This is a genomic window from Desemzia sp. AGC72 (assembly GCF_057334175.1).
In genome coordinates this window covers 49,902-73,481 of record NZ_JBHFIG010000006.1, presented here as the reverse complement: position 1 = coordinate 73,481, position 23,580 = coordinate 49,902, and the positions used below count along the sequence as shown (strand labels likewise).

At 37.4% G+C, this 23,580-nt stretch carries 23 protein-coding genes; 1 reads left to right on the top strand and 22 read right to left on the bottom strand.

Annotated features, from left to right (window positions below):
• Positions 1 to 10 precede the first annotated feature (10 nt).
• The 19 genes from ACE025_RS03745 to ACE025_RS03655 all read right to left on the bottom strand — a co-directional run bounded on the left by ACE025_RS03745 (position 11) and on the right by ACE025_RS03655 (position 19,351).
• On the bottom strand, positions 11 to 985 hold the full coding sequence (locus ACE025_RS03745) for a flagellin N-terminal helical domain-containing protein (RefSeq protein ID WP_485937607.1): 975 nt from the start codon (positions 983 to 985) through the stop codon (positions 11 to 13).
• Between the two features lie 121 nt (positions 986 to 1,106).
• The gene (locus tag ACE025_RS03740; RefSeq protein WP_485937606.1) at positions 1,107 to 2,006 is read right to left on the bottom strand and encodes a flagellin N-terminal helical domain-containing protein; all 900 of its coding nucleotides are present in this window, start codon (positions 2,004 to 2,006) and stop codon (positions 1,107 to 1,109) included.
• Positions 2,007 to 2,129: 123 nt separating this feature from the next.
• Entirely contained in the window at positions 2,130 to 2,972 is an 843-nt protein-coding gene (locus tag ACE025_RS03735; RefSeq protein WP_485937604.1) for a flagellin N-terminal helical domain-containing protein, read from the bottom strand.
• A 120-nt stretch (positions 2,973 to 3,092) separates the two neighbouring features.
• Positions 3,093 to 4,028: a flagellin N-terminal helical domain-containing protein gene (locus ACE025_RS03730; protein ID WP_485937602.1), complete on the bottom strand. Its 936-nt coding sequence runs from the start codon at positions 4,026 to 4,028 to the stop codon at positions 3,093 to 3,095.
• A 6-nt stretch (positions 4,029 to 4,034) separates the two neighbouring features.
• Positions 4,035 to 5,471, bottom strand: coding sequence for a flagellar hook-associated protein FlgK (flgK, locus tag ACE025_RS03725; RefSeq protein ID WP_485937600.1), 1,437 nt, complete (start codon positions 5,469 to 5,471; stop codon positions 4,035 to 4,037).
• Positions 5,472 to 5,491: 20 nt separating this feature from the next.
• The gene (locus ACE025_RS03720; RefSeq protein WP_485937598.1) at positions 5,492 to 5,860 is read right to left on the bottom strand and encodes a flagellar motor switch protein; all 369 of its coding nucleotides are present in this window, start codon (positions 5,858 to 5,860) and stop codon (positions 5,492 to 5,494) included.
• Positions 5,860 to 6,153: a flagellar biosynthesis anti-sigma factor FlgM gene (gene flgM, locus ACE025_RS03715; RefSeq protein ID WP_485937596.1), complete on the bottom strand. Its 294-nt coding sequence runs from the start codon at positions 6,151 to 6,153 to the stop codon at positions 5,860 to 5,862. The genes ACE025_RS03720 and flgM overlap by 1 nt, the downstream gene beginning before the upstream one ends.
• Positions 6,154 to 6,494: 341 nt before the next feature.
• A complete protein-coding gene (fliY, locus tag ACE025_RS03710; RefSeq protein WP_485937594.1) occupies positions 6,495 to 7,580 on the bottom strand; it encodes a flagellar motor switch phosphatase FliY in 1,086 nt (361 codons plus the stop codon).
• The gene (gene fliM / locus ACE025_RS03705) at positions 7,580 to 8,572 is read right to left on the bottom strand and encodes a flagellar motor switch protein FliM (RefSeq protein ID WP_485937592.1); all 993 of its coding nucleotides are present in this window, start codon (positions 8,570 to 8,572) and stop codon (positions 7,580 to 7,582) included. Before fliM ends, fliY begins: the two co-directional genes overlap by 1 nt.
• Positions 8,572 to 8,988 (bottom strand): chemotaxis protein CheW, encoded by a 417-nt coding sequence (locus ACE025_RS03700; RefSeq protein ID WP_485937590.1) that lies wholly within the window; start codon positions 8,986 to 8,988, stop codon positions 8,572 to 8,574. The genes fliM and ACE025_RS03700 overlap by 1 nt, the downstream gene beginning before the upstream one ends.
• A 17-nt stretch (positions 8,989 to 9,005) precedes the next feature.
• Positions 9,006 to 9,368, bottom strand: a complete 363-nt coding sequence (locus tag ACE025_RS03695; RefSeq protein ID WP_485937588.1) for a response regulator — start codon at positions 9,366 to 9,368, stop codon at positions 9,006 to 9,008.
• A 15-nt stretch (positions 9,369 to 9,383) separates the two neighbouring features.
• On the bottom strand, positions 9,384 to 9,980 hold the full coding sequence (locus ACE025_RS03690; RefSeq protein WP_485937586.1) for a chemotaxis protein CheC: 597 nt from the start codon (positions 9,978 to 9,980) through the stop codon (positions 9,384 to 9,386).
• Entirely contained in the window at positions 9,964 to 12,000 is a 2,037-nt protein-coding gene (locus ACE025_RS03685; RefSeq protein ID WP_485937584.1) for a chemotaxis protein CheW, read from the bottom strand. The genes ACE025_RS03690 and ACE025_RS03685 overlap by 17 nt, the downstream gene beginning before the upstream one ends.
• 342 nt (positions 12,001 to 12,342) lie before the next feature.
• Complete coding sequence (locus ACE025_RS03680) at positions 12,343 to 13,119, bottom strand: CheR family methyltransferase (RefSeq protein WP_485937582.1); 777 nt, start codon at positions 13,117 to 13,119, stop codon at positions 12,343 to 12,345.
• Entirely contained in the window at positions 13,119 to 14,165 is a 1,047-nt protein-coding gene (locus ACE025_RS03675; RefSeq protein WP_485937580.1) for a protein-glutamate methylesterase/protein-glutamine glutaminase, read from the bottom strand. Before ACE025_RS03675 ends, ACE025_RS03680 begins: the two co-directional genes overlap by 1 nt.
• A 19-nt stretch (positions 14,166 to 14,184) precedes the next feature.
• Positions 14,185 to 14,667 carry a chemotaxis protein CheD gene (locus tag ACE025_RS03670; RefSeq protein ID WP_485937578.1) on the bottom strand — a complete coding sequence of 161 codons (483 nt, stop codon included), beginning with the start codon at positions 14,665 to 14,667 and terminating at the stop codon, positions 14,185 to 14,187.
• Between the two features lie 39 nt (positions 14,668 to 14,706).
• The gene (locus ACE025_RS03665) at positions 14,707 to 15,186 is read right to left on the bottom strand and encodes a chemotaxis protein CheW (RefSeq protein ID WP_485937576.1); all 480 of its coding nucleotides are present in this window, start codon (positions 15,184 to 15,186) and stop codon (positions 14,707 to 14,709) included.
• Positions 15,187 to 15,225: 39 nt separating this feature from the next.
• Positions 15,226 to 17,460 (bottom strand): methyl-accepting chemotaxis protein, encoded by a 2,235-nt coding sequence (locus tag ACE025_RS03660; protein WP_485937574.1) that lies wholly within the window; start codon positions 17,458 to 17,460, stop codon positions 15,226 to 15,228.
• 121 nt (positions 17,461 to 17,581) lie between these two features.
• Positions 17,582 to 19,351: a methyl-accepting chemotaxis protein gene (locus ACE025_RS03655; RefSeq protein WP_485937572.1), complete on the bottom strand. Its 1,770-nt coding sequence runs from the start codon at positions 19,349 to 19,351 to the stop codon at positions 17,582 to 17,584.
• Positions 19,352 to 19,657: 306 nt separating this feature from the next.
• On the opposite strand from ACE025_RS03655, the gene ACE025_RS03650 reads away from it, so the two are divergent.
• Positions 19,658 to 20,107: a YaiI/YqxD family protein gene (locus ACE025_RS03650; protein WP_485937917.1), complete on the top strand. Its 450-nt coding sequence runs from the start codon at positions 19,658 to 19,660 to the stop codon at positions 20,105 to 20,107.
• Between the two features lie 169 nt (positions 20,108 to 20,276).
• Here ACE025_RS03650 and ACE025_RS03645 read toward each other — a convergent pair whose 3' ends face one another.
• The 3 genes from ACE025_RS03645 to ACE025_RS03635 all read right to left on the bottom strand — a co-directional run bounded on the left by ACE025_RS03645 (position 20,277) and on the right by ACE025_RS03635 (position 23,580).
• Positions 20,277 to 20,942 (bottom strand): CAP domain-containing protein, encoded by a 666-nt coding sequence (locus ACE025_RS03645; protein WP_485937570.1) that lies wholly within the window; start codon positions 20,940 to 20,942, stop codon positions 20,277 to 20,279.
• A gap of 360 nt (positions 20,943 to 21,302) precedes the next feature.
• Positions 21,303 to 22,673 carry a uracil-xanthine permease family protein gene (locus ACE025_RS03640; protein WP_485937568.1) on the bottom strand — a complete coding sequence of 457 codons (1,371 nt, stop codon included), beginning with the start codon at positions 22,671 to 22,673 and terminating at the stop codon, positions 21,303 to 21,305.
• Positions 22,674 to 23,199: 526 nt separating this feature from the next.
• A complete protein-coding gene (locus tag ACE025_RS03635) occupies positions 23,200 to 23,580 on the bottom strand; it encodes a VOC family protein (RefSeq protein ID WP_485937566.1) in 381 nt (126 codons plus the stop codon).

Sequence of the window (23,580 nt, the reverse complement as noted above, 5' to 3'; positions counted from 1 at the left end):
CACTGAAAAATTATTGCAGTAATTGTAAAACACTTTGCGGCATTTGGTTTGCTTGCGCCAACATTGAAGTAGCTGCTGATGAAAGGATGTTTGATTTAGTGAAGCTCATCATTTCTTCTGCCATATCTACGTCACGAATACGTGAGTTCGCTTCTGACAAGTTTTCTTTTGTTGTTGTTAAGTTGTTGATTGTGTGGTCTAAACGGTTTTGTTGTGCACCGAATGTTGCACGTGCATCTGAAACAGCTGTGATTGCTTTGTCAAGCATGTCGATATTGTCTTTAGCTGCAGTAACAGAAGCTTTAGCATCTGTTTCACGAGCTGTTATCAACCCTGCTTTTGCAGTATCCAAAGTTGCTAAATTACTATCATCAGCTGGATCAGCTGCAATTGCTGCATCATGAGCAGCTTGTGCTGCATCTAAGGTTGCTTGAGCAGTTGTAGTTGCAGTATCGACAGCTGTTGCATTTTTAGGTTTTCCAGCTAATGTTTCAAATTTCGCATCTACAGTTTTGATCGTCAAAGCTTCGTCAGAAGAATTTGCTCCGATTTGGATGTTTAAATCGCGTGCACCTGCAAGTAATGAAATACCATTGAATTTAGTATCTGAAGCAATACGATCGATCTCTGTAGACAATTGTGTCATTTCAGCATCGATAGCTTTTCTGTCGTCTAATGAGTTTGTATCATTAGATGATTGAACTGAAAGATCACGCATACGGTTTAAGATGCTGTGTGTTTCGTTTAATGCACCTTCAGCTGTTTGGATCAAAGAGATTCCATCTTGTGCATTACGAGTTGCTTGAGTCAAACCACTGATTTGGTTTTTCATTTTTTCTGAAATTGACAATCCCGCTGCGTCGTCTCCGGCTTTATTGATGCGTAATCCTGATGACAATTTAGCTAAAGAACTAGCTTTTGAAGCGTTTGCTGAGTTTAAACGTGAGTAAGTATTTGATGCTGCTGTATTTGTATTAATTCTCATGTATGTTTCCTCCTAAAAATAATTGGTTGAGGTATTGCCTCTATATATTAAATCGGAATACTTTTCAATTACTTAAGCTCCTAAGTAAAAAAGATTGCCATAAGGCAATCTTTTTTGGATATTATTGTAGTAATTGTAAAACGCTTTGCGGCATTTGGTTTGCTTGCGCCAACATTGAAGTAGCTGCTGATGAAAGGATGTTTGATTTAGTGAAGCTCATCATTTCTTCTGCCATATCTACGTCACGAATACGTGAGTTCGCTTCTGACAAGTTTTCTTTTGTTGTTGTTAAGTTGTTGATTGTGTGGTCCAAACGGTTTTGTTGTGCACCAAATGTAGCACGTGCGTCTGAAACTGTTGTAATAGCTGCATCAAGTCTATCAATATTAGCATGTGCAGCTTTGACAGAATTTTCAGAGTCTGTTTTTTCTGCAGCAGCAATTTCTTCAGCTGTAGGTGTTCCTGCTGCTAATGCATCAACTGCAGCAGTAACGGCTGTTTTTTCTTGAGCTGTTCCGGCAATCCCTGCAAAACTAGCATCTACAGTTTTGATCGTTAATGCCTTATCAGAAGAGTTTGCTCCGATTTGGATGTTTAAATCTCTTTCGCCTGCAAGTAAAGAAATACCATTGAATTTAGTATCTGAAGCGATACGATCGATTTCTGTTGCTAGTTGTTCCATTTCAGCATCGATAGCTTTTCTGTCATCTACTGAGTTCGTATCATTGGATGATTGAACTGAAAGATCACGCATACGATTTAAGATGCTGTGCGTTTCATTTAATGCACCTTCAGCCGTTTGGATCAAAGAGATTCCATCTTGTGCGTTACGAGTAGCTTGAGTCAAACCACTGATTTGGTTTTTCATTTTCTCTGAAATTGACAATCCTGCTGCGTCGTCTCCGGCTTTGTTGATACGTAATCCTGATGACAATTTAGCTAAAGAATTGGCTTTTGAAGCATTTGCTGAGTTTAAGCGTGAGTAAGTATTTGATGCTGCTGTATTTGTATTGATTCTCATTATATAATTCCTCCTAATAAAGTTCTATGAGGTCTTGCCTCTATATTACTAGTCGGCTATCTTAAATGTTAATTAAGTAAAAAATAAAAAAAGATTGCCAAATTGGCAATCTTTTTTTGAGTATTATTGTAGTAATTGTAAAACACTTTGCGGCATTTGGTTTGCTTGCGCCAACATTGAAGTAGCTGCTGATGAAAGGATGTTTGATTTAGTGAAGCTCATCATTTCTTCTGCCATATCTACGTCACGAATACGTGAGTTCGCTTCTGACAAGTTTTCTTTTGTTGTTGTTAAGTTGTTGATTGTGTGGTCTAAACGGTTTTGTTGTGCACCGAATGTTGCACGTGCGTCTGAAACTTTAGTGATAGCTGCATCAATTAGGTCTATGTTTGCATGTGCAATTGTAGAAGCTGCATCATGATCAGTTGACGTATCTACTGCTGTATCACTAAGTGTTCCTGCTGCCAATGTTGCAAATTTAGCATCAACTGTTTTAATAGTTAGAGCTTCATCAGAAGAGTTTGCTCCGATTTGGATGTTTAAATCTCTTTCGCCTGCTAGCAATGAAATACCATTGAATTTAGTATCTGAAGCAATACGATCGATTTCTGTAGACAATTGCGTCATTTCAGCATCGATAGCTTTTCTGTCATCTAATGAATTTGTATCATTAGATGATTGAACTGAAAGATCACGCATACGGTTTAAGATGCTGTGTGTTTCGTTTAATGCACCTTCAGCTGTTTGGATCAAAGAGATTCCATCTTGTGCATTACGAGTTGCTTGAGTCAACCCGCTGATTTGGTTTTTCATTTTTTCTGAAATTGACAATCCCGCTGCGTCGTCTCCGGCTTTATTGATGCGTAATCCTGATGACAATTTAGCTAAAGAACTAGCTTTTGAAGCGTTTGCTGAGTTTAAACGTGAGTAAGTATTTGATGCTGCTGTATTTGTATTGATTCTCATTATATAATTCCTCCTAAGTAAATGTTGAAGTTCTTGTCTTCAAAATATATATCGGAGAACTTTTGAGTTAGTTAAGTTATTTTTGTATTTTTTAAAATAAATAAATAAAAAAACTACCTCTTAAAGGTAGTCTAAAATACTTGTTGATAAAATTTTCGTTCCCATAGCTAAAGATGCTTCATAGGCCGTTTTTTCCATCGTATATTCCATAAATTTTTCTGCTAAATCAATATCTTCTTTGTCTGAACGCATTGATTCTAGGTTTAGATTTTCTGAAGTGTTACGTTCTTTAGAAGCTTCTAAGCGATTGAATACAGCCCCGTTTTCAGCACGCTGAGTAACAATGTTGTCAATTTCTTTATCAACTCGTCCCAGTAAATCGCCGGACAAAGCTTCTACATCTCCTGTTTCTAAAGCCATTATGACATCACTCAAAAAAGTTCCTAAATTATCAGGTTGACCGGCATCGCCTTGTTCGTTCAATAATTTCCGACCATCTGTCTTCAATTCTATTTGAACGCCTTGAGCAATTCTTCGGGGCAAGTTACCGGTTGAAGTTGCATCGGTTGTACCAGCATAATTTAAGCCGGTCATTTTTCCATTGGCATCTGTTTGAATGCTAAATGGTTTAGTTGTAGTGTTTAAACCAGAGAAGATATATTTTCCGCCGAAATTCGTATTTAGAGCGTCTGTTAATGTTTTAATTTCAGCTTCTACTTCAGCTTTGATTAATTGACGATCTTCATTATTTACAGTATCCGTTCCTGATTGTTGAATCAATGTACGAATTCTGGACATTGATTTCGTCGCAGCATCATAAGCGCTGTCTTGCATATTCGAAAAACCAATAGAGTCTTTAATGGTTGACATGTATTCTTCATTTTGAATCATACTGTTATTTAAATCCATAATTTCGGAAACTAACATAGGATTGTCTGAAGACTTGCTCACTTCTTTTAAAGAAGACAATTGATTTTGGACTTTAGAAAGGTTTTTTAGATTGCTTTGTAGGTTATTGATAAAATTCGAAGACATGTAAGAATCAGTTATTCTCATCGTTCATTATACCCCCGTACGGTTGATCAAAGTATCCAGCATTTCAGAAATCATAGAAATCATTCTTGAATTCGCTTGGAAAGCACTTTGGTGTTGAATCATGCTTGCTACTTCTTCATTGATTGAAACCCCTGAAATAGATTGGCGGCGTTGATCTAATAGCTGAACTAAGTCTTCTTGGCTAGCAAACATATTATCTGATTGTTGTTTTGAAATTCCGATTTCTGTAACAATATCGTTATAGCCATTAGAAACAGATGTTCCATCAGCTTGGTCTTTAATAGTCATCGTTACTTCATCGTATTCAAAAGTTGCGTTTGAAGAATACACTAACTTTGTATTTTGTAGATCAGCAATTGCTTGCGCTCTGCTTCCATCCCCTGCTGCTGGTTTATCTAATGATTTTCCAGAATTTACTTTTTCAGGATCTTTTACCAGGTCAGCTTGAACAGAGATGTTTTTTGCGTAATTGCTATCGACTCCTAATTCAAAGAATGGCTTACCATTCTGATCTCCGCCGCTATGTATCGTATTGACTGCTGTAGCAAATGTGTATGCAAACTCATTTAAGTTTTTCACTTGATGGTTAACTTCTGCTAGCGCTTCTTGAGAACCTTTAGCCGATCCACTGGTTAAAACAATCTCTTTAGAGTTATCTCCAGCTAAAACAATTTTTCCTTCGGGATTCGGTTGACCTGCAACAGCAAGCTTTTGCATGCTGGTTGGCGTCAACAATTCTTGCCCCCCAATGCTCACTGTAGCTTGGCGCATTCCGTCAAATTTCACTTCGACTCCAGCTAATCCGCTCAATTCTCCTAATAAAGCGTCTTGTTTATCCAACAAGTCATTTGGTGTTTGACCACTTGAGATTGAGTAAGAAACTTGTTTGTTTAGAGAATGTAATTGCTCTAATTTAATATTGAAGTCTTTTACGTCTTGTTCAATACCTTTTATCGTATTGCCTTGCAGTTTTTCCAACTGAGTAGCCATGTGATTCATTGTATCGGTCATGGTTTCAGAATTTTGCACGACCATTGTTTTAGCCGTTGCTACTTCTGGGTTTGAACCTAAATAGGTCCATGAAGCGAATACTTCGCTTAAGTTATTGCTCAAGCCTGTTTTAGATGGTTCATTAAAAATAGCTTCTAATTGTTGAAGCGCATCTGATTTTGATTCAAATTTTGCTAATGTACTGTTTTCATCTCTCAATTGCTCTACTACAGCGTCATCTACTACACGTATCACGCCTGAAACACGCACGCCGGTACCTAATTGGCCGACACCTGATTTATTGAACGGGTTATTTGTTTCCAACGTCACTCGTTGTTTTGAATACCCATCTGTATTTGCGTTCGCTACGTTGTGACTGATTGTTTGCAGGACTGTCTGAGCTGATGTCATTCCTGATGTTGCTGAGTTTAACGATCCAAATAATCCGGACATTTTTTCCACCTCTTCATTTCTTATAACGATTGATTGATTAATGTTGCTTGCTCATTACCCTTATAATAGCCTTTTTTCGAATACGTATTTCCTGAACTCTTTACGGTATTCGTGATGGCTTTCAAGATCGTTTCTTGAAATTGAAGAGCTGTTTTTGTCAACATTAGATTCGTTTCTTGCAAGTGTTTGATCTCTGCTAAAGGAGTCTTTAAAGCTTCATCAGAAAGTGAATCGGGAGATAACGTTTCTAGTTGTTCTAAAAATACTTGTTTTTCAGAAACGATTTCTACCACTTTTTCTGCATCATTCTGGATCAAAGCTTTTTTTTCACTTTTTAGCAATTCAATAAAATCGGACAACAGAGCTAAGACTTTATTTTCTTGGCTCATTATTCAATGCCCTCACGTTGTTGGCTCATGTCAGCGACCATTTTATCCGCAATTTTTTCCGGTGAAACTTCGTATGTTCCATTCAATACAGCTTGCTTGATTGCTTGTACTCTTTCGCTGAATACGATGTTGTTATTGGCTTTAGCAACTTGTTTAGCAGCATCTGAGATTTCTACTTTCACAGCCTCTTCACTTACTGTTGCTTGAGGTTTGATGTTTTTATTTTCAGTCGTTTCTTTATTGTAGCGGAGAGAATTATTCACATATTGGTTGTATCCATTATTGATTTTCATGTCTCCAGCTCCTTTCTATCTTGTCCATTAAGTTAGTTTGTTTAGTCGATTCGTGTCTTTTATGACTTTCAAAGATTATATCGGACAGTTCCTTTAAATATTAACCCACTTTTAGAAATTAATACACCAAATCTTTTGTGAATTAAATAAGAATCGCTTTATCACCATAATAACAGCATGTTTTTGCGCTTTATTTCTATTTACGTACCGATTTTAGGATTATTCAGGATAAAAAGGAACGCGAATCTATTTTCAACCAACATTCTAAGTTGACTACCTGAAAGTAGACAGCAAAAAAGGCTAAGACAATTTGTCTTAACCCTCTCTTCAAACCTCTACAATTATCTTAAATGTCTGATCCGTTGTTCTTTGCTTAAAATATTCGTGATACGGATACCGAAGCTTTCGTTGATGACAACGACTTCGCCTTCAGCGATCAATTTGCCGTTAACGTAGATCTCTAATGGCTCATCTGTCATTTTATCCAGTTCCACAACAGAACCTGTGCCTAATGACAAAATGTCTTTGATCGTTTTACGGCTTTCACCTAAAACGACACTGAAATCTAAGGGAACATCCATGATCAAGTCTAAGTTTTTCGTTGCTTTCTCGGACTCTTTTGCGTTCAACTCCAAGAACTGAGGTTTTGAAAACGACACTTTTTCAGCAGGTTGGGCAGGTGTTTCTTCAACGACCGGCTCTGATGCAGGTGCAGAAACAACTTCTTCTGTTTCTGGGGTGCGGCCTTCAAGCACTTCAGCCGTATCATTCATCACGATACTTTCAATCAATTTGACGGTATCTAACGTAAAGACTTGCATAATTTCGCTATGTAAAATACCTTCTACATTCAAATCAAACGCAATCTTGCATACTGTTTCTGAATTGTTGATCATATCCTCATGAGCGCCTAGATTATTTTCATCTAAAACCAGTACATCCGGCGGTAAAATATCGATCATTCTTCCCAGCATTGTTGCCATAGCCGTAGAAGCTGAACCGATCATTTGATTCATCGCTTCTTTGACTGCACTTAATTCCAACTCCGTTAATTCGGATACTTGAACATCTCCGTTTCCGCCCATCATCAAATCGGCGATCACAGCTGAATCGTTCATATCCATCATCAACAAATTCGTTCCTACTAGACCTTCTTTAAATTCAACCGTTGTTGCTACTTTTGGCGTAGCAGAATCTTCGATAATTTTTTTAAATGTCGTAGTCGAAACACGAGGAGTGGTGATTTTCACTTGATGGTTCAAGTTTTTTGACAACGTTGTCGCTGCTTGAGACATAGAGATATTCCCAACTTCACCAATAATGTCTTTTTGGTCTTTCGTTAAGGATTCAACTATTTCCTCTGATGGAGCTGAGGAATTTCCATTTAGCAACATATCGATTTCTTCTTGTGATAATGCTTCACTCATTAGCTTGTTTCTCCTCCAATATTTTCTAGTACTTCAACTGCCAAATTTTTCCCTTTTAATCCAGGCTTCACAAGATAAGAAGGCAAGTTTTCAACCGACATGACTAAAGGTTGAGATGTTTTTCCGTCCAGTTGAATGATGTCTCCCACTTCTAATTGCAAAAAGTTGTCTAAAGTCATCTTTGTTTTTCCTAATAAGACTTCCGTATTTACATGAACAGATTGCAGATTTCTTTCTAATTGCTCACTGTCCAAATGACTATTTTCTTTTTCTGTATGGAACCAGTTTTTAAAACTCAGCTTGTCTAAAATCTTTTCAAAGAAAATATAAGGGATACACAAGTTCATAAAGGTTTGATTACCTAACAAGGTCACAGTGAATGTTGTTAAAACAACCGGTTCATTAGGTGACATGCTTTGAAGCATTTGCGGGTTCGTCGCCATGGAATCTAATATGGTGTTCAGTTCCATGATATCAGTCCAAGCAGCTTTGAAAGCTCTTTGAAAACTAGCAGAAACTTCTTCCAAAATAGCCAATTCAATTTCCGTAAACTCTTCTTTTCCTTGAAGTTCAGTGGTAGTGATAATATCCGAACTTCCGCACAGCAATTCAATCATTTGCAATGTGAACTGTGGATTCACTTCTACTACTTGAACACCTTCCAATGGTTCGGAGTGAAAAATATTCATCCAAGTAAAACGAGGAACAGAATTCGTGAACTCTTCGAAACTGACTTGTTCAATAGATGCCAGTTGCAGGTCAACGTTGTTGCGGACTTGAGTAGACAGCGAGTTGCCGGCGATCTTAGCAAACTCTTCAAAGATCATTGTCAAAGTACTAATGTATTCTTTTGACAAACGGACTGGACGTCTGAAATCATAGGCTTTTATTTTCGGTTTTTCAGCTTCTTCTAATTCTTCTGAATCGATTTCTCCACTTTGTACGGCTGCCAATAAGGAGTCTATCTCTTGTTGTGATAAGACTTGTTTCACTATTCTCCCTCACTTTTAGGTAGTAAAGCATCCAAGTTGAGCATGCTGACGAGTTTCTCATTTATCGAAATGACGCCTGCTACTTTTTCTTGCGCATTTTTATCTGCAAGTTCAATAGCTGATGGTTCTACTTGGGTAACTTCCTCCACATTATCAACCATTAAAGCAATTTTTCCTTTGTCAGTTGATAAAATGATGCTCCTATTGTAGCACAAATCTTTTTGTTCGCCATCGGGATACAACAATTGTTGAAAATTTATCAAAGTTAGCACTTCACCTCTTAAATTGATTAATCCTTGTACCCACTTTGGAGCATTCGGAACTGGCGTCCAAGCTAACTGTTGCGTAATTTCTTCCACGTTTTTCGATTCTATTGCATAATAGTTATCTTTTATCGTAAACATCACAATTTGCATTTTTTGTTCAACTCCAATTATTGAGTGACTTTATCTAACGCTTGGATAACACGGCCTGTATCAAATGGTTTTACGATAAAGTCCATTGCTCCGGCACGAATCGCATCCATTACCATAGATTGTTGTCCCATTGCACTGCACATAACTACTTTAGCACTTGAATCAAAAGCTTTGATGCCTTTTAGTGCGTCTACGCCATCCATTTCCGGCATAGTAATGTCCATAGTCACAATATCAGGGTTTTCTGCTTTATATTTTTCAATAGCGTCTACCCCATTTTCTGCTTCTGCTACAACTGTGTAACCATTTTTTTCTAAAATATCTTTTAATTTCATACGCATGAATGCTGCATCATCAACAATAAGTACACGTTTTGTCATTTGTTATTTCCCCTTTCAAACTCCTAATAAACTAAATAATTTATCTAATACGCCAGGTGTTGGAACGAAGTATAATGCTGCTTCCATTCGCTCACCCATGTAATAAAATTCATTTTTTAAAATCAAGATCGTATCGTCATATTGTCCAGTTTCCATGTAGACACTACTTACTATGGCGCCAAACATGTCTCGTGTCAATAACGGAATGGATGTCAATAAGTTAATATCCAACAGTTTTGTTACAGCGTTCAAAAATGAGTTCACCAAAATGTTTGCTAACTCTTTCATTGCTGAATCCAACATCTCTGGATTTGTTTTACTATTTTCCGGCAACATAATAGAAGCTAAATGATTCATATCTTCTTCTAAACCTACTAATAAGAAGACTCCTTCTGCTTGTCCGAACATTTTTGTCAGGACTGCATCGATCATTGTATCTTCTGACATTACCTGTTCGAACATATCTTCATACGCCATGACTTCGATTATTGGAACTGTCATGTGAACAGGTTTGTTAATCAATTGTGACAAACTTGTCGCAGCGTTTCCTCCACCAATATTGATGACTTCTTTTAAAGCATCTAGTTGGACTGTACTAAACTCTGATGGCATTTTGAACACCTTGACTTTCGTTGGCAATAGCTGTGACATCTAAGATCAAGACTATTTCTCCATTTCCCAAAATAGTGGCTCCTGAGTAACAGTTTACTTGAGACAACTCTTTACCTAAGTCTTTGATAACGATCTCTTGCTGTTTGATGATATCATCGATTTTCAATGCAAATCGATTTTCGCCAAGTTTCACAAGAATCAAATAAGGTTCTGGATTATTTGTATCTTCCATTCCTAATACTTCAGTTAAGCGAATAACCGGTGTAGCTCCGCCTGTGGTGTAGATCTCATTTTCATAGGTTTGAATAACCTCACCTGGACCTGGACTAACAACTTTTTCAATGATTCCTTGTGGAATGGCAAAAGTACTGTCTCCCACTTTGATCAGCAACGAATCGATAATCGACAACGTCAATGGCAAATTGATTTTAAAGGTCGTACCTTGATTTACAACACTGATGATTTCTACTGTTCCGCCTAATGAATGGATTTTTTGCTGAACAGCATCCATTCCAACTCCACGACCAGAAATTCCAGTCACTTCTTTAGCTGTAGAAAACCCTGGATGGAAAATCAAATGTTGTAATTCGATATCTGACAATCCAGTTGTCACGATGCCTTTTCTTTCAGCACTCTCTTTGATAGCTTGAGGATTTAATCCTTTTCCATCATCTCGTACAGTCAATACGACTCGGTTGCCTTCTTGGTAAGCTGCAATATGGATCAATCCAGCCGGATCTTTCCCATTTTTCTGACGGTCTTCAGGCATCTCTATTCCATGGTCTGCAGCATTACGAATCAAATGAATCAGAGGTTCTCCTAGTTCCGAAACAACTGTCCGGTCTAATTCAGTTTCTCCGCCTTCGATCACTAAATTATATTTCTTACCTAAATCATTTCCAAGATCACGAACCATACGAGGAAAATTCGTCATCACTGTGCTGACCGGTTGAAGCCGAATCTTCAATACCAGGTCTTGCAATTCCGTCGTAATACGCGCAAATTGTTCCAACGGCTCATTCATCTCTTTGATTTGGTTATCTTGACTGATACTTTCTAAACGTGTTCGGTAAATCAGCAATTCAGAAACAGCGTTCAAAAAATCATCCAGCTTTGTGATGTCTACTCGAACAGTTTGGTTGGTATGCGTCGATTTAGAAGAAGCTTTTTTCACTGTTTCTTTTTTTACTTCTTCTGCAGGAGCAGCACTTGGTTCAAGGACAGCTGCTTCTTCAACCTGTTTTTCAGATACTACGTCACTTTTATCAAATGCTTTCACTAAAACGTCTTCGATTTCACTATTGTTCAATGCAGCTTCTTTAATCGTTTCTTCGTCTGCTTGAGTCAATAAAACAACTTTAAACACGGAGCCAAAATCTTCTTTTTCTAATACCTCTGCATTAGGTTCAGAATGAAGCACTTCTCCTTGTTGATCTAATTTGCTCATCACAAGAAAGACACGGGCATTTTTCATACCGCTTGTTTCTTCAATTTTAATTGTAACGGTATATGCTTGATAACCATCTGCAGCTGCGCTTTCAATCACAGATACGTCTGATGAGTCGATATAATGCAACTGTGAATTAAAATTGTCATCACTTTTTGCATCTGTTGTTTCTTCAACAGTTACCTCTTGCTCGCCTTCAGAGATAGCATTTAATCGTACAACTAATTCTGCAACATCTAAAACACCTTCTCCGCCTTGTCTCAAATCTTCTACGATTGCAGAGATAGAATCCAAACAATTAAAAATCAATTCTATAGAGCGTGAATCAGCTTTGATTGTTTTTTTCTTTAATAAATCAAACACGTTTTCCATTTTATGCGTTAATTGAGCTAACGAATCATATCCCATCGTCCCTGCCATACCTTTTAATGTATGAGCGGAACGAAACATATCATCAATAATCTCTTGGTTTTCTGGATCACTCTCAAGGTCTAATACACAATCATTCAAGCTTTGAATGTGTTCATCAGATTCTTCGAAAAACAATTCCAGGTATTTACTATTATCATCCATTGCATTCCCTCCTTTAAATCTGATGGCTTTGGATTTTTCTCTTCATGTCTCTATCTAGTCGGCTCCGTATCCTTCTTTAGTTGAGTCTGGACAAGAGACTTACACATCCTTTTAGTTGAACTTCGCTGGCTAGACATTTTGGAAAAAAGATGAAAAATTTTGTGATTGAGAAGCATCACAATAATTTTTCCCTATTTTCCCTTCATGTCTATCGAGCCAGCTCAGTATCCTTTTAGTTGAGCTGCGGTCGCTTGACTTTTGGGAAAAATCATTCTCTTTTTTGAGGATAAAGAACATCCTCTAAAAAGAGAATAGATTTTCCCTTCAAGTCAAACCAGCGACCTACGCATCCTTTTGATAAATAAAGGGTGTGAGTTTTTTTAGGTTGTATTGTGCTGGGTTGTAGATGGTTTCAGTAGCTCCTGCGAAGTAGAGTCCTCCTGGTACTAGGGCTTCACTGATTTTGCGATAGATTTCATTCTTGACGTCATTTTTGAAATAGATCATGACATTTCGGCAAACAATAACATGATAGTCTTTTGGATAAGCATCTGATATCAGATCGTGTCTTTTAAATTCAACAGTACGTTTGATAGCATTGCTTACATGGTATTTGCCTTTTGATTCTTCAAAATATTTATCTCGCAAATTGTACTCTAAATTTTTCAATTCGTACTCGTTATAGATTCCATCTCGTCCTTTTTGCAGAATCGTTTCATCAATATCTGTAGCAAGGATCTTATTCTGCAGTTTAACATTATGTTTTGCTAAAATCATTGCAATAGAATAAGCTTCTGCTCCTGTCGAACAAGCTGCGCTCCAAATTTTTAAAGAAGGGAATTTTGACAGCAGTTCATTGACCAGCTGGTCTTCAAATTCTTCAAAAATATCTTTATTCCGGAAAAAATCCGTTACATTGATGGTTATATAGTCTAAGAATTTTTGCTTTGCTTCAGGATTTTTTTCAATAACTACCGCATATTCTTCTAAGGTTTCAGCGCCAGCATTTTTCATGCTCGTTGCGATCCGTCTTTGTAATTGTGTCTCTTTGTAGCCATCTAAGTTCAATTTCAGATTTTTTGTTGTCCATTGATAAAAGAAATCATAGTTAAGTTCCATTAGCTCACCTTTATAATTTGATTTAGGATATCCGAAATTTCTTTCAATCCTATACATTGATCCACTACGCCGTTTTCCACAGCGTTCTTAGGCATCCCGTAAACGACAGATGTTTCTTCGTTTTGCGCTAAGGTATATCCCCCAACAGACTTAATATCGTGCAACCCTTTAGTTCCATCGTAACCCATTCCAGTCAACACCACTCCTATGACTGATTGTTTGTACTCATTTTTGATGGATTCAAACAAAATATCAACAGCTGGACGAACACCATGGATTTTAGGGGTGGATAACAATCTAATTGTTTTGTTTTCCACAACCATATGGTAGTTCCCAGGAGCTATATATACTATTCCTTTTTCCACGGGCAAGCCATCCACAGCTTCAACGACAGTAACTTTTGATTCAGTATTCATTCGTTGAGCAAACGAAGCCGTAAAACCGGCAGGCATATGTTGAACGATAAAAACAGGAATCGATAATTCAGCTGGAAATTCCGAAACTACTTGCATCAATGCTCTAGGCCCTCCTGTAGAAGCTCCAATAGCAATAGCTTTTACTTTTTCCGGAACAGTTTGAGCTGGAAATTCATTTTTCAAAAGGCTGCTTTTTCTCTTCATTGGTTCTCTTTTAATAACAGTACGGGACTTATCTTCTGTTGTTTTGAACAGTGCTTTAATGCGAACTTCTAATTCTTTCTTGAATTCGTCGCTGTTTGCTCTCAGGTTTTCAGGTTTTCCTATAAAATCATCTGCACCGCTCTCCAGCGCTTCGATAGTAATATCTTCCCCACCTTGGGAACTCATCATCACGATACGAACCGAACTCATTTCTTTAATGAGTTTCAATGTTTCTAATCCGTTCAATCCAGGCATGTTGACATCCATCAAAATCAAATCAGGTTTCAATTGCTCTAACCTGCGTATGGTATCTCTACCGCTTCTGGAAGTTCCAATGACTTCCAGACCAACTATGTCGGAAATGATATCCGAAAAAACTTTTCGCATAAATGGCGAATCGTCGACTAGAAAAATTTTTATACTCATTTGTCCATTCCTTTACCTTTCATAAGACACTAATATCACGATTCGCGCTGCGGACAGTTACCTTAAATTCTTCCAAATCTACCATCATTGTTCTACCTGTATTTCCCCCTGTTTGCTGACCCAATAATGGAATGTTCAGTTCATTCAAACAATCTATTACGGCTTTGATATTACGGTCTCCAATCGATTCTCCTTCTGATTGACTGGAAAATTGAAACATGCTGGCTCCTCCGGCAATCTTTGCTACCAGCCTTTCAGAACGAGACAATTTTTTGATTTCATCGACCATCTGGGGAATAGCTAAGTCAGCAAATTTTTCAACTTTATAAGGTGGTTTAAATAACTTACTATCTGGCAGCATGATATGACTCAGACCGCCTACTTTCGTTTTAGGATCATAAACAGCGATTCCTACACAAGAACCAAGTGCGATAGTAATCAATGAATCAGGTGGTGCCGCGATTTTATAATCGGATATTCTTACTTTTAATTCTTCAGACATTCACTATTCACCACTTTTTCATACGCAAAAGATATAGGTCTACTCTTTTTTAGAAGAGTCCTCTTTTTCTTTTGCAAAGGTTTCTATGATGGATGACAATTCAGCTTCTCCATCAGCTGGAAATAAGTTATCCACATCTATAACGGTAATAATACTTTCAGGAGTTCTAACAATTGCTTTGATGCTTCTGCCTTTACTTTCGTTTGTTTCGTGTTGCAATTCTTGGTCGCTAAAATCTTGGACTGCTGTTACATCATCTACGATCAATCCGATTTTTTTGTTTTTCCACAAAGTTACGATTACTTTTGTCTGCTCAGTTTTTTGATATGCTTGATTGAACAATCGTTCGTTCAAGTCAATGACTGGCAGGACTTCTTCGCTATAATCAATCACACCTTTAATATAATCCGATGTGTCTGGAATCAATGTGATATCTTCCAACAACAAGATTCGTTCTGTAACATCGATATCAACGGCTGTTTTTTGATTGTTGCACATAAAGATAATGTGTTTTTTCAATTTTGCACCTGCTTTCTTAAACATCTTACGTTGGATGAGTTAGATTTCTCCAAGAGACAGGTTTTCCACATCTGGGAAAACTTCATCGTCTTCGTCTGCATTGTCTGCCTGCTCATCATACAATTGGAACTGGTTAGCTGAGTCGCTTAATTCGCTCGCCACTCGTTCTAAATCAGTAATGTGTGAACTGAACTCTTGCATAGTTGCCAATATTTCTTCTGTGTTGGCAGAAACTTCTTCTGTTGCTGCAGAATTTTCCTCAGCAGAAGCTGCAATATTTTCAATAGAAGACACAACAGTTTCTTTTTTAACCATAATCACTTCATTTAGTTCTGTCACGCTGTTGATATCTTGCATCAATAGATCCATTTTATCTGTAACCGTATTGGCTGCATCAATGGCTTGATCAATGAAAGTTGTTTGTTTTTCACTTCCATCATTCGTATCTTGAACTTTTTCCACCATATCATTAGATTTCTTCTGAATGGTTGAAATGATTTTGCTGATTTCTTTAGATGAAGAGGCACTTTTTTCTGCCAATTTTCGAACTTCGTCTGCAACGACAGCAAATCCTCTTCCAGCTTCTCCTGCTCGAGCAGCTTCAATAGCAGCATTTAAAGCTAACAGATTCGTTTGTTTTGAAATTTCTTGAATAGATTGCACGATTTTATCCACATTTTGGACTTCCATGTTCACACCATTGATATTTTTTTGCAATGTTGTCAACACTTCTACTGTGGCTTGCCAATTCTCATATACATAGAATAGTTTTTCACTGCTGTTCATATTAGCCTCAGCAGTATCGTTGGTATTTGTTTGCATTTGGCCTAAACTAACTTCTATTTGATTGAATACATCTACCAGTTCACCCATTTGTTCAGCCGTATTAGTAGTATCTTGAGTTTGAGTTCCTGTGGCTTCCGCAACTCCAGTGATAGTTTCGGAAACTTCCTCGGTCGCCGAAGTCGTTTGTTTTGCTATCTCCGTCATGGTTTCTGTCATGTCGGCCAACTGGATACTTTCTTCTTTCATTCTTCCTACTGTTTCATTGAAGCGGTGAGCCATTTCATTAAAATGATGTGCGAGTTGGCCAAATTCATTGCCTTCTGCACTCACTGACGTAGATTGAATCGTTTTTTTCTTTTTCAACCATTTACTCTCGAATTTAAACGCTAAGTCATCTGAAGTCATACGAGTGGACAAGTCTCCATTTTTCAACTTATTAAATGACTGAACAAATGATGATGTGATTCGAGTAAGATATCCTGAAACAATTAAGGCCAGCAAAATAGCTATTAGAGTACCAACAATTACTATGGATAAAATCACTTTAGTGTTCATCGTCATTTCCGGTGCCATTTCTGCTTTTTCAGCAATTGTATAGATCGTTAATCCTAAAGCAGGTACTTTTTGATAATAAGCTTCTACTTTATCGTTGCGTTCATTGTCCACAAATCCATTTTCTTCATAAGCTGTCGTAAACATAGGATCATTTACAATTGATGAATCGATTTCTGATGCTTTTTGCGACATAAAGACTGTTCCATTTTTATCAGCAATAAAGAAATAGCCAGTATTTCCAATATTCAGTTCATTGATCAAGGTATTGATATTATCCAATAACAAGTCGAATGCTAGAACACCTACCAATTCCCCACCTTGATAAACAGCTTTTGAAGCAGTAATGATTTGTTTAGAATCAGCTGTATTCGTATAAGGAGTACTCCAATATACTTTCCCTTTCGCATCTAATGCGCCTGTATACCATTCTCTATTTGTAGGGTCATAATTTTCATATACTCCAGTTGTAGTAGCAATAATTTCTTTTTCTACCGGAGCATATAAAGCTGTTCCAATATTGCTACTGGTTGTCTGTAAAATATTCAGATTGTTCCAGATGTCTGAACGCACTGAATCATCTTCTGCAATTTGCCAAAAAGCTTCTTCTTTAGCTAACAAATCCAAGCTATTTTCCATGGATCTAGCCGTATCTTGCAATTGATTTGCCAGGATAGTGGTCATATCTTTTTCGCTGGTTTCAATACGGTCAGCTAATAACTTCGTTGAATTATTTGCAGATAACGTTAATGCGACTACGACAGGAGCTGCTACTAATAGTACGATTAACAGAATAATAGGGTATTTAATGCTTTTTTTTCGATTCGTTTTCGAGACATCTCGGTTTTTCCATCGAATATTCTTCGCTTTCTCAATTACCGTTTTCACTGTATCTTTGAACTTGTCTGCCATCATTGTGTCTCCTTCAACTGTCAATTCTCTACATCTAAAAACTCTCCTTCAATCCTTACCTAAAGCAAATATGTATGTGAAGATGAGTGTAAAACCTCATCTTCATCTTTTATCTTCTTTTAAGCTGTTATTTTCTCTCCGCCGATTATGCTTCTGCTGAAAGTTTAAAATGTTGCACTAAATCGTTTAATTTATCTGCTAATTCTGATACTTGTACTGCACTTGCTGATACTTCATCCATTGATCCGGAGATTTCTTGTGAAGCAGCAGAAGTTTCTTCTACACCTGCAGCAGATTCTTCTGAAACAGATGCAATGTCGCCGATAGAAACATCCATTTCTTTGCTGTATGCTAGAATATCTTCTAAGTTAGCCGTAATTTTATTAACTCCAGTGGAGATATTAGAAATTTCATTATTGATGGAGCTCAACATCGCTCCAGTTTGTTTGATTTGAGCTGTACCTTCTGTTACTTCTTTATAACCGTTGCTTAGAGAGTCCATCACGTTGAATGACTCATTTTGGATCGTCTGAACAAAATTGGTAATATCTTTAACAGAGTTGGAAGTTTGTTCTGCCAATTTACGTACTTCATCTGCTACTACGGCAAACCCTTTACCATGCTCCCCTGCACGTGCTGCTTCAATAGCTGCATTCAAAGCTAATAAGTTCGTTTGGTCTGCTACATCTTTGATGACTTCTACTAATTTAGAAATCTCGTTTGTTTGAGTATTCAAACCAAACATTTTTTCAACAGCTTGGCTGACTACACTATCGATTTTAGTCATTTGTTCTGTTGACGTGTTCATCAAGTTTTGTCCGTCAGCAGACATCTCTAGAATATTAGCAGATTGGTTTTTTGCAGTATTACTTGTTGTGTTAGCATCTTCAATGATCTTCACAAATGAATCCATGACTAAAGCTAGTTCAGAAGCATTTCCTGCTTGAGTTTCTGAACCAGAAGCCATTTCCTGCATAGTCGTTGCGATTTGTTCCGCTCCGCTTTTTACTTCAAAAGTAGCTTGAGTCAATTCTTCACTGTAATGAGAAGTTGTTTGAGCGATCGTACTTGCTTCTTTCAAGACTTCAGCTGTTCTAAAGCTCATTTCATTGGCAGCTGTCATTAAATTTGCAATTTCATCTTCACCTGTTACTGCCAACGGTTCAGAACTCAAATCTCCAGCTGCAATGATTTCCATACGCTCTTTGATTTTTTGAATAGGATTAGAGATTTTTCTAGCTATGCTTAAAGCAATGACCAGTGCTAAAATCGGAGTAACAATAGAAAGAATCGTTAAGTTCGTCATCATTTCTTCGCCAGCTTTTTCGACTACAGCAGAAACTCGTTGTATTTCTTCATTAGTTTCTTGCGACAACAAATTGAACCCTTGTATCAGTTGATTCCCTCTAGGAATCACTTCATCCAACATAATTGTTTCAGCAAGTTCGTCGTCTCCTTCTTCGACAGCAACGATGACTTGATCAGTGTATGTTCCCCAAGTAATTTTTTGATCGATCAATTCTTTTGCATTTGGTGCATCGGATTTAGCCAAGAACTCATTTTCCAGCTCTATACTTTGCTCGATTCTATCGTTGAAGGTGTTTAAGTATTGTACATCTTCTGAAAGTACATAAGCTTGCAATAAGTTCATTCGTTCTGCCATATTGTTAGCTGAACTATCATTGATCATCAAAAGCTGCAATTCTTCTTCGATCAAATGGTTTACTTGTGTATTTTGTTTTTCCACTGTATACAAATTAATTAAATTGCTTACTAATACTACTAAAATAATAAATCCGAAGCTTTTTAGTAACTTCACTTTGATTGTTTTAGCATTGAATTTGTTTTTTAAAAATTGCGTTCGAGATGCCACCTTCTCTAAAGGTGCATTCGATAAATTATTTGTTGTTTCCATTTGATATTTTCCCTCACTTTTCATACAAACCTGATGCAACTGCTACTGTTCCTTACAAATTTCCCTCCTCTTTAAAATTTGTAAAAAATATTATGTTGACTGTTGTTTATATCGGGAGAAAAACTGACAAATTAATAGGCAATAATGTGAACTGTTTGTCACAAAATCACCTCCAGATTGTGGATATGTTTCTTGCATTAACATCATTAACTTTTCAGCCTTCTGATTTGGTCATTTGTAAATCTATAGGTTTCTTGTATACTAAAATCAATCTAAAGATCAAAAGAGAAAGTTTAGGTGATGATGGTGCATATTTTTATTGATGCAGATGCAAGTCCTGTAAAAGACACTGTGATTGAAGAAGGCGTGAAACGAGGTTTACCGGTTACTTTAGTGACGAGTATTTCTCATTATTCCACAAAGGAATATCCGCAAAATGTAAACACCGTTTACGTAGATACAGGAGCTGAAGCGGCCGATTATCGTATTATGCAGCTGGTAAAAAAAGGAGATGTCTTGATCACTCAAGACTATGGCCTAGCTTCATTATGTTTAGCAAAAGGCTGTATCGTGCTGCACCATACAGGCTTTAGATATACTACAGATAATATTGATCAATTATTGCAGTCTCGTTATTTAAGCGCTATGGCGCGCAAGAGCGGCCAGCGAACCAAAGGCCCAAAAGCCTTTACCAAAGAAGACCGCGAACAATTTAAATCCTCATTCAGAATTATTTTGGATGAATACACGGACTGATCTTAATCACAAAAAAATTTGTAACCAATAGAAAAAGCATTAGACCATGAGTCTAATGCTTTTTTGGTATGACTTGATTCTTCTGCGAAAAACAAAAAATTCTCCGCTAATGATGAAGTCTATTCATCGTTAGCGGAGATAAAAATTAACCATCACTTCTTATTTTCATTTAAAGCGGTGTTCCGAAAATTTGAGTAGCGTAAAGAATCTCACCATCATAATGGATTCCGATCCCCACTTCTTTAAATTCAGGTTTGATCATATTTTTGTAATGTCCTTCACTGTTTTTCCAACCTTCAAAAATAACTTCCGCCATACCGATTTCATCTAAATAATAAGTTGCCATAGCTAAGTTTTCACCAGCCCACCGATAACGATAGGGAGTTTCTCCTTCTTCTAAAACCGTAAAAGGATCACTTCCATCTGGACGAGTGTGTTCAAACAATTCTTCCGTTTCTACGGCTCGTTTATCTGCAGCCACTTTTAATTGATCATTTTTTGTTAAGGTTGAAACACCGACTTCAATTCTCAGCTCATTAAGCAACTCAAAAACGTGATTTTCGATAACCTGATAGTCTATTCCATTTTGACTCGTTTCAGCATTGCCAGGAGTACTTTCTTCTTCAGACGATTGCACCGTTGATGCGCTGGTTTCTTCTTTAGGGATGTCAATTTGCAGAGGTGTTGAAACTTCGTTTGGCATGGGTATTAAATCCACTATTTCGTACAAGACATCTCCTGCGCGAGTTCCCTCTAAAATATTTGTCGCAGCCAGCCAAAAACCAAACACGATAGAGACTAAAATGGTCAATATAAATCCAAAAAATTTGGTCATTTTTACTTCCTTTCTTATGCACAAAGGTGTTTTAATAGATACTTTAGTATACCAAATTATCTCCTTAAACAGGTTACAGACTGATTACTAGTTTAGTGTTTTAGTGTGGGGGGATTTCCATTGTGTGCCATAAATCTTATTTTTCTATCCTCATGGCCGATAACTAGTTCATATCATCCATGAGGCATACTTTTGCCACTCTCATGGCTCTTTAGTAATTTTTTTGTGCCATAAGACATCATTTTTACTCGCTCATGGCCGATATAAGCGACTCTTCACCTTGTTATGCAAAATATTTACCGAAAAACATAAAAAAGCCCAACTTTTATTTGCATAAAAGTCAGACTATAAAAGAAATAGTTATTTTTCTTCTTTCAACAAAATGTTTAAGACTAAAGCCACGATCGTACCAGCTGAAATTCCTGAAGAAAACAATCCGCCTAAAATTCCTGGTAGACCCGCTACTACTTCCGGTCTAAAAGCTACCCCTAACCCGACTCCAATTGCAGAAGAAACGATCAGCAAGTTGCGGTTGTTCATTTTAACACGTGAAAGGGATTTGATTCCGGCACCAGCAACTGTACCGAACATCAATATCCCAGCTCCACCTAGAACCGGCATTGGCATGATTGATACTAGAGTGGCAAATTTAGGGAAAAAGCTCATTAACATTAAGATGACTCCTGCAGCAATGGCTACTGTTCGTGAAGCGTTTCTTGTCAACGGAATCAAGCCGGCATTTTGACTAAAAGTCGCTACTGGACCAGATCCTAAAGCTGGTCCAATGAAAGAACCGACACCGTCTGCCCGCACACCATTTGCAATATCTTCATCTGATAACTTCGTTTGTGTTACTTCGCCTATGGTTTGCATAACACCCACCGTTTCAATAATGGTCACTAAATATCCCGCTACAAAAGGGATCGCAAATTTCAAATCAAAGTTGATTCCAAACTTGAACAATTGAGGAAAGGCGAACCATTGTGCTTGTGCCACCTGAGAAAAATCGACCATCCCTAGAGGAATACAAACAAGATACCCAATTACGATTCCTAATAATACAGCTGCAGGCGCGATTCTTTTGTTTCCGTAATGGTTGATTCCAAGAACGATTAAGAAAACAAAACTCGCAATAATCAAGTTGAATGGATCTCCAAAGTTGGCAGCTCCTACTCCGCCTCCGACCCATTCAAAAGCAACTGGCATCAAAGTCATTCCCATCAGCGCAATAACTGATCCAGTAACTACAGGAGGGAAAAATTTCATTAGTGGTTTGACAAAAAAACTGAGTCCAATCTCAAGCAAAGCACCTATCATCGTTCCGCCTAAGTACCCTGCAATGCCGCCGCCCATCGTATTAATAACTGCATTTGCAGGTCCTACAAAGCCAAAGTCAGTTCCCATGATAGTTGGGATACCTGCCCCAACTCTGAATCTCTTTGGTCCAAAGCCTTTTGATTGAATGATTGATACAATTCCTGAAACCAATAACGCAGCGCTGATCATATAAGCTGTATCTGCAACGCCGAAACCAGCGATACCAGCAATAACTAAAGGAACAGCTACAAGTCCTCCAAAAGCCGTTAGTACATTTTGAAACCCTAAAACAACAGTGGTGACAAAATCGGGTGTGTCATCAATTCCGTAATTTAACGTTAGACTATCATCTTGTTCTTTCAAGTGATCCACTCTTCTACTACCCACTACTGGATGCTGCATTTTCTCTTCCACATTAACCCTCCTGTTTTATAACGAACGCTTTAGATCTCAATCACTAAATAGTTCGTTTATTAAAGTTGTAAAATCATTATATTAGGATATAACCTAAAAGTAAAGCTTAATTACGAAATATAAAAATTAACCAACCGAAAATTGTTCGTCTTTTTTAAGTATCGGCATTTTATTTTATTCTTTGCAAAATAATTCTTTATTTCTTTTAAAGTTTTGATTAAGGATGTTTTTGACTTATGTTAAACTATAACTTTAATTATATAAGCGGTTTTATCTTCGTTTTTGAACACTATTTTACAAAAAAGCAGCTGCGGAAACGGGAACAGCTCGAATTTAATTAACAGAAAATCATTTTTGGTGTCCTTACGTAACTTTTTCAGAAGAGAATAAGTAAAAAAGAACGTAAAAATCATTTACGTTCTTTTTTCGGTATATAAAGTTGAAAAAAGGTCACGCAAAAAACAATTGCGTGACCTTTTTGCCGTCAATTTTCTAAAAAGGGTGCCTAAATCAATCATTCTCTATCCTACGTCTGTTCTTCTACTACAGCAAAATACTGCTCTTCATAATCCGCAAAGTTGAACCCTTTTCCTGTAGGTGTAGTGACCAGTTCGCCGACCGTTATTCCTTTTTGCTTGAACTCAGTATACAATTCTTCTACATTTTGAGTGAAGAACAACAAAGAAGGCGTCGCTAAGGTCAATTCAGATTCAAGTTCGGCTATAACATTTTTGTCATGAAGAACGAAGTGCGTCTGAGCCTCTTGGGTCGGGGTGATTTCTATCCAGCGAATATTCTCTTGCGTTTGATCTTCCACAACACTGAATCCAACTTTTTCCACCCAAAACTCTTTGGCTTTTTCCTGGTCCTCTACATACAACATGATTTTCCCGACTTGTTGAATCAT

Coding starts and splice junctions, on each gene's coding strand:
- ACE025_RS03745 (WP_485937607.1), bottom strand. CDS start 985: ATGAGAATTAATACAAATACAGCAGCATCAAATACTTACTCACGTTTA.
- ACE025_RS03740 (WP_485937606.1), bottom strand. CDS start 2,006: ATGAGAATCAATACAAATACAGCAGCATCAAATACTTACTCACGCTTA.
- ACE025_RS03735 (WP_485937604.1), bottom strand. CDS start 2,972: ATGAGAATCAATACAAATACAGCAGCATCAAATACTTACTCACGTTTA.
- ACE025_RS03730 (WP_485937602.1), bottom strand. CDS start 4,028: ATGAGAATAACTGATTCTTACATGTCTTCGAATTTTATCAATAACCTA.
- flgK (WP_485937600.1), bottom strand. CDS start 5,471: ATGTCCGGATTATTTGGATCGTTAAACTCAGCAACATCAGGAATGACA.
- ACE025_RS03720 (WP_485937598.1), bottom strand. CDS start 5,860: ATGAGCCAAGAAAATAAAGTCTTAGCTCTGTTGTCCGATTTTATTGAA.
- flgM (WP_485937596.1), bottom strand. CDS start 6,153: ATGAAAATCAATAATGGATACAACCAATATGTGAATAATTCTCTCCGC.
- fliY (WP_485937594.1), bottom strand. CDS start 7,580: ATGAGTGAAGCATTATCACAAGAAGAAATCGATATGTTGCTAAATGGA.
- ACE025_RS03700 (WP_485937590.1), bottom strand. CDS start 8,988: ATGCAAATTGTGATGTTTACGATAAAAGATAACTATTATGCAATAGAA.
- ACE025_RS03695 (WP_485937588.1), bottom strand. CDS start 9,368: ATGACAAAACGTGTACTTATTGTTGATGATGCAGCATTCATGCGTATG.
- ACE025_RS03690 (WP_485937586.1), bottom strand. CDS start 9,980: ATGCCATCAGAGTTTAGTACAGTCCAACTAGATGCTTTAAAAGAAGTC.
- ACE025_RS03685 (WP_485937584.1), bottom strand. CDS start 12,000: ATGGATGATAATAGTAAATACCTGGAATTGTTTTTCGAAGAATCTGAT.
- ACE025_RS03680 (WP_485937582.1), bottom strand. CDS start 13,119: ATGGAACTTAACTATGATTTCTTTTATCAATGGACAACAAAAAATCTG.
- ACE025_RS03675 (WP_485937580.1), bottom strand. CDS start 14,165: ATGAGTATAAAAATTTTTCTAGTCGACGATTCGCCATTTATGCGAAAA.
- ACE025_RS03670 (WP_485937578.1), bottom strand. CDS start 14,667: ATGTCTGAAGAATTAAAAGTAAGAATATCCGATTATAAAATCGCGGCA.
- ACE025_RS03655 (WP_485937572.1), bottom strand. CDS start 19,351: ATGGAAACAACAAATAATTTATCGAATGCACCTTTAGAGAAGGTGGCA.
- ACE025_RS03645 (WP_485937570.1), bottom strand. CDS start 20,942: ATGACCAAATTTTTTGGATTTATATTGACCATTTTAGTCTCTATCGTG.
- ACE025_RS03635 (WP_485937566.1), bottom strand. CDS start 23,580: ATGATTCAACAAGTCGGGAAAATCATGTTGTATGTAGAGGACCAGGAA.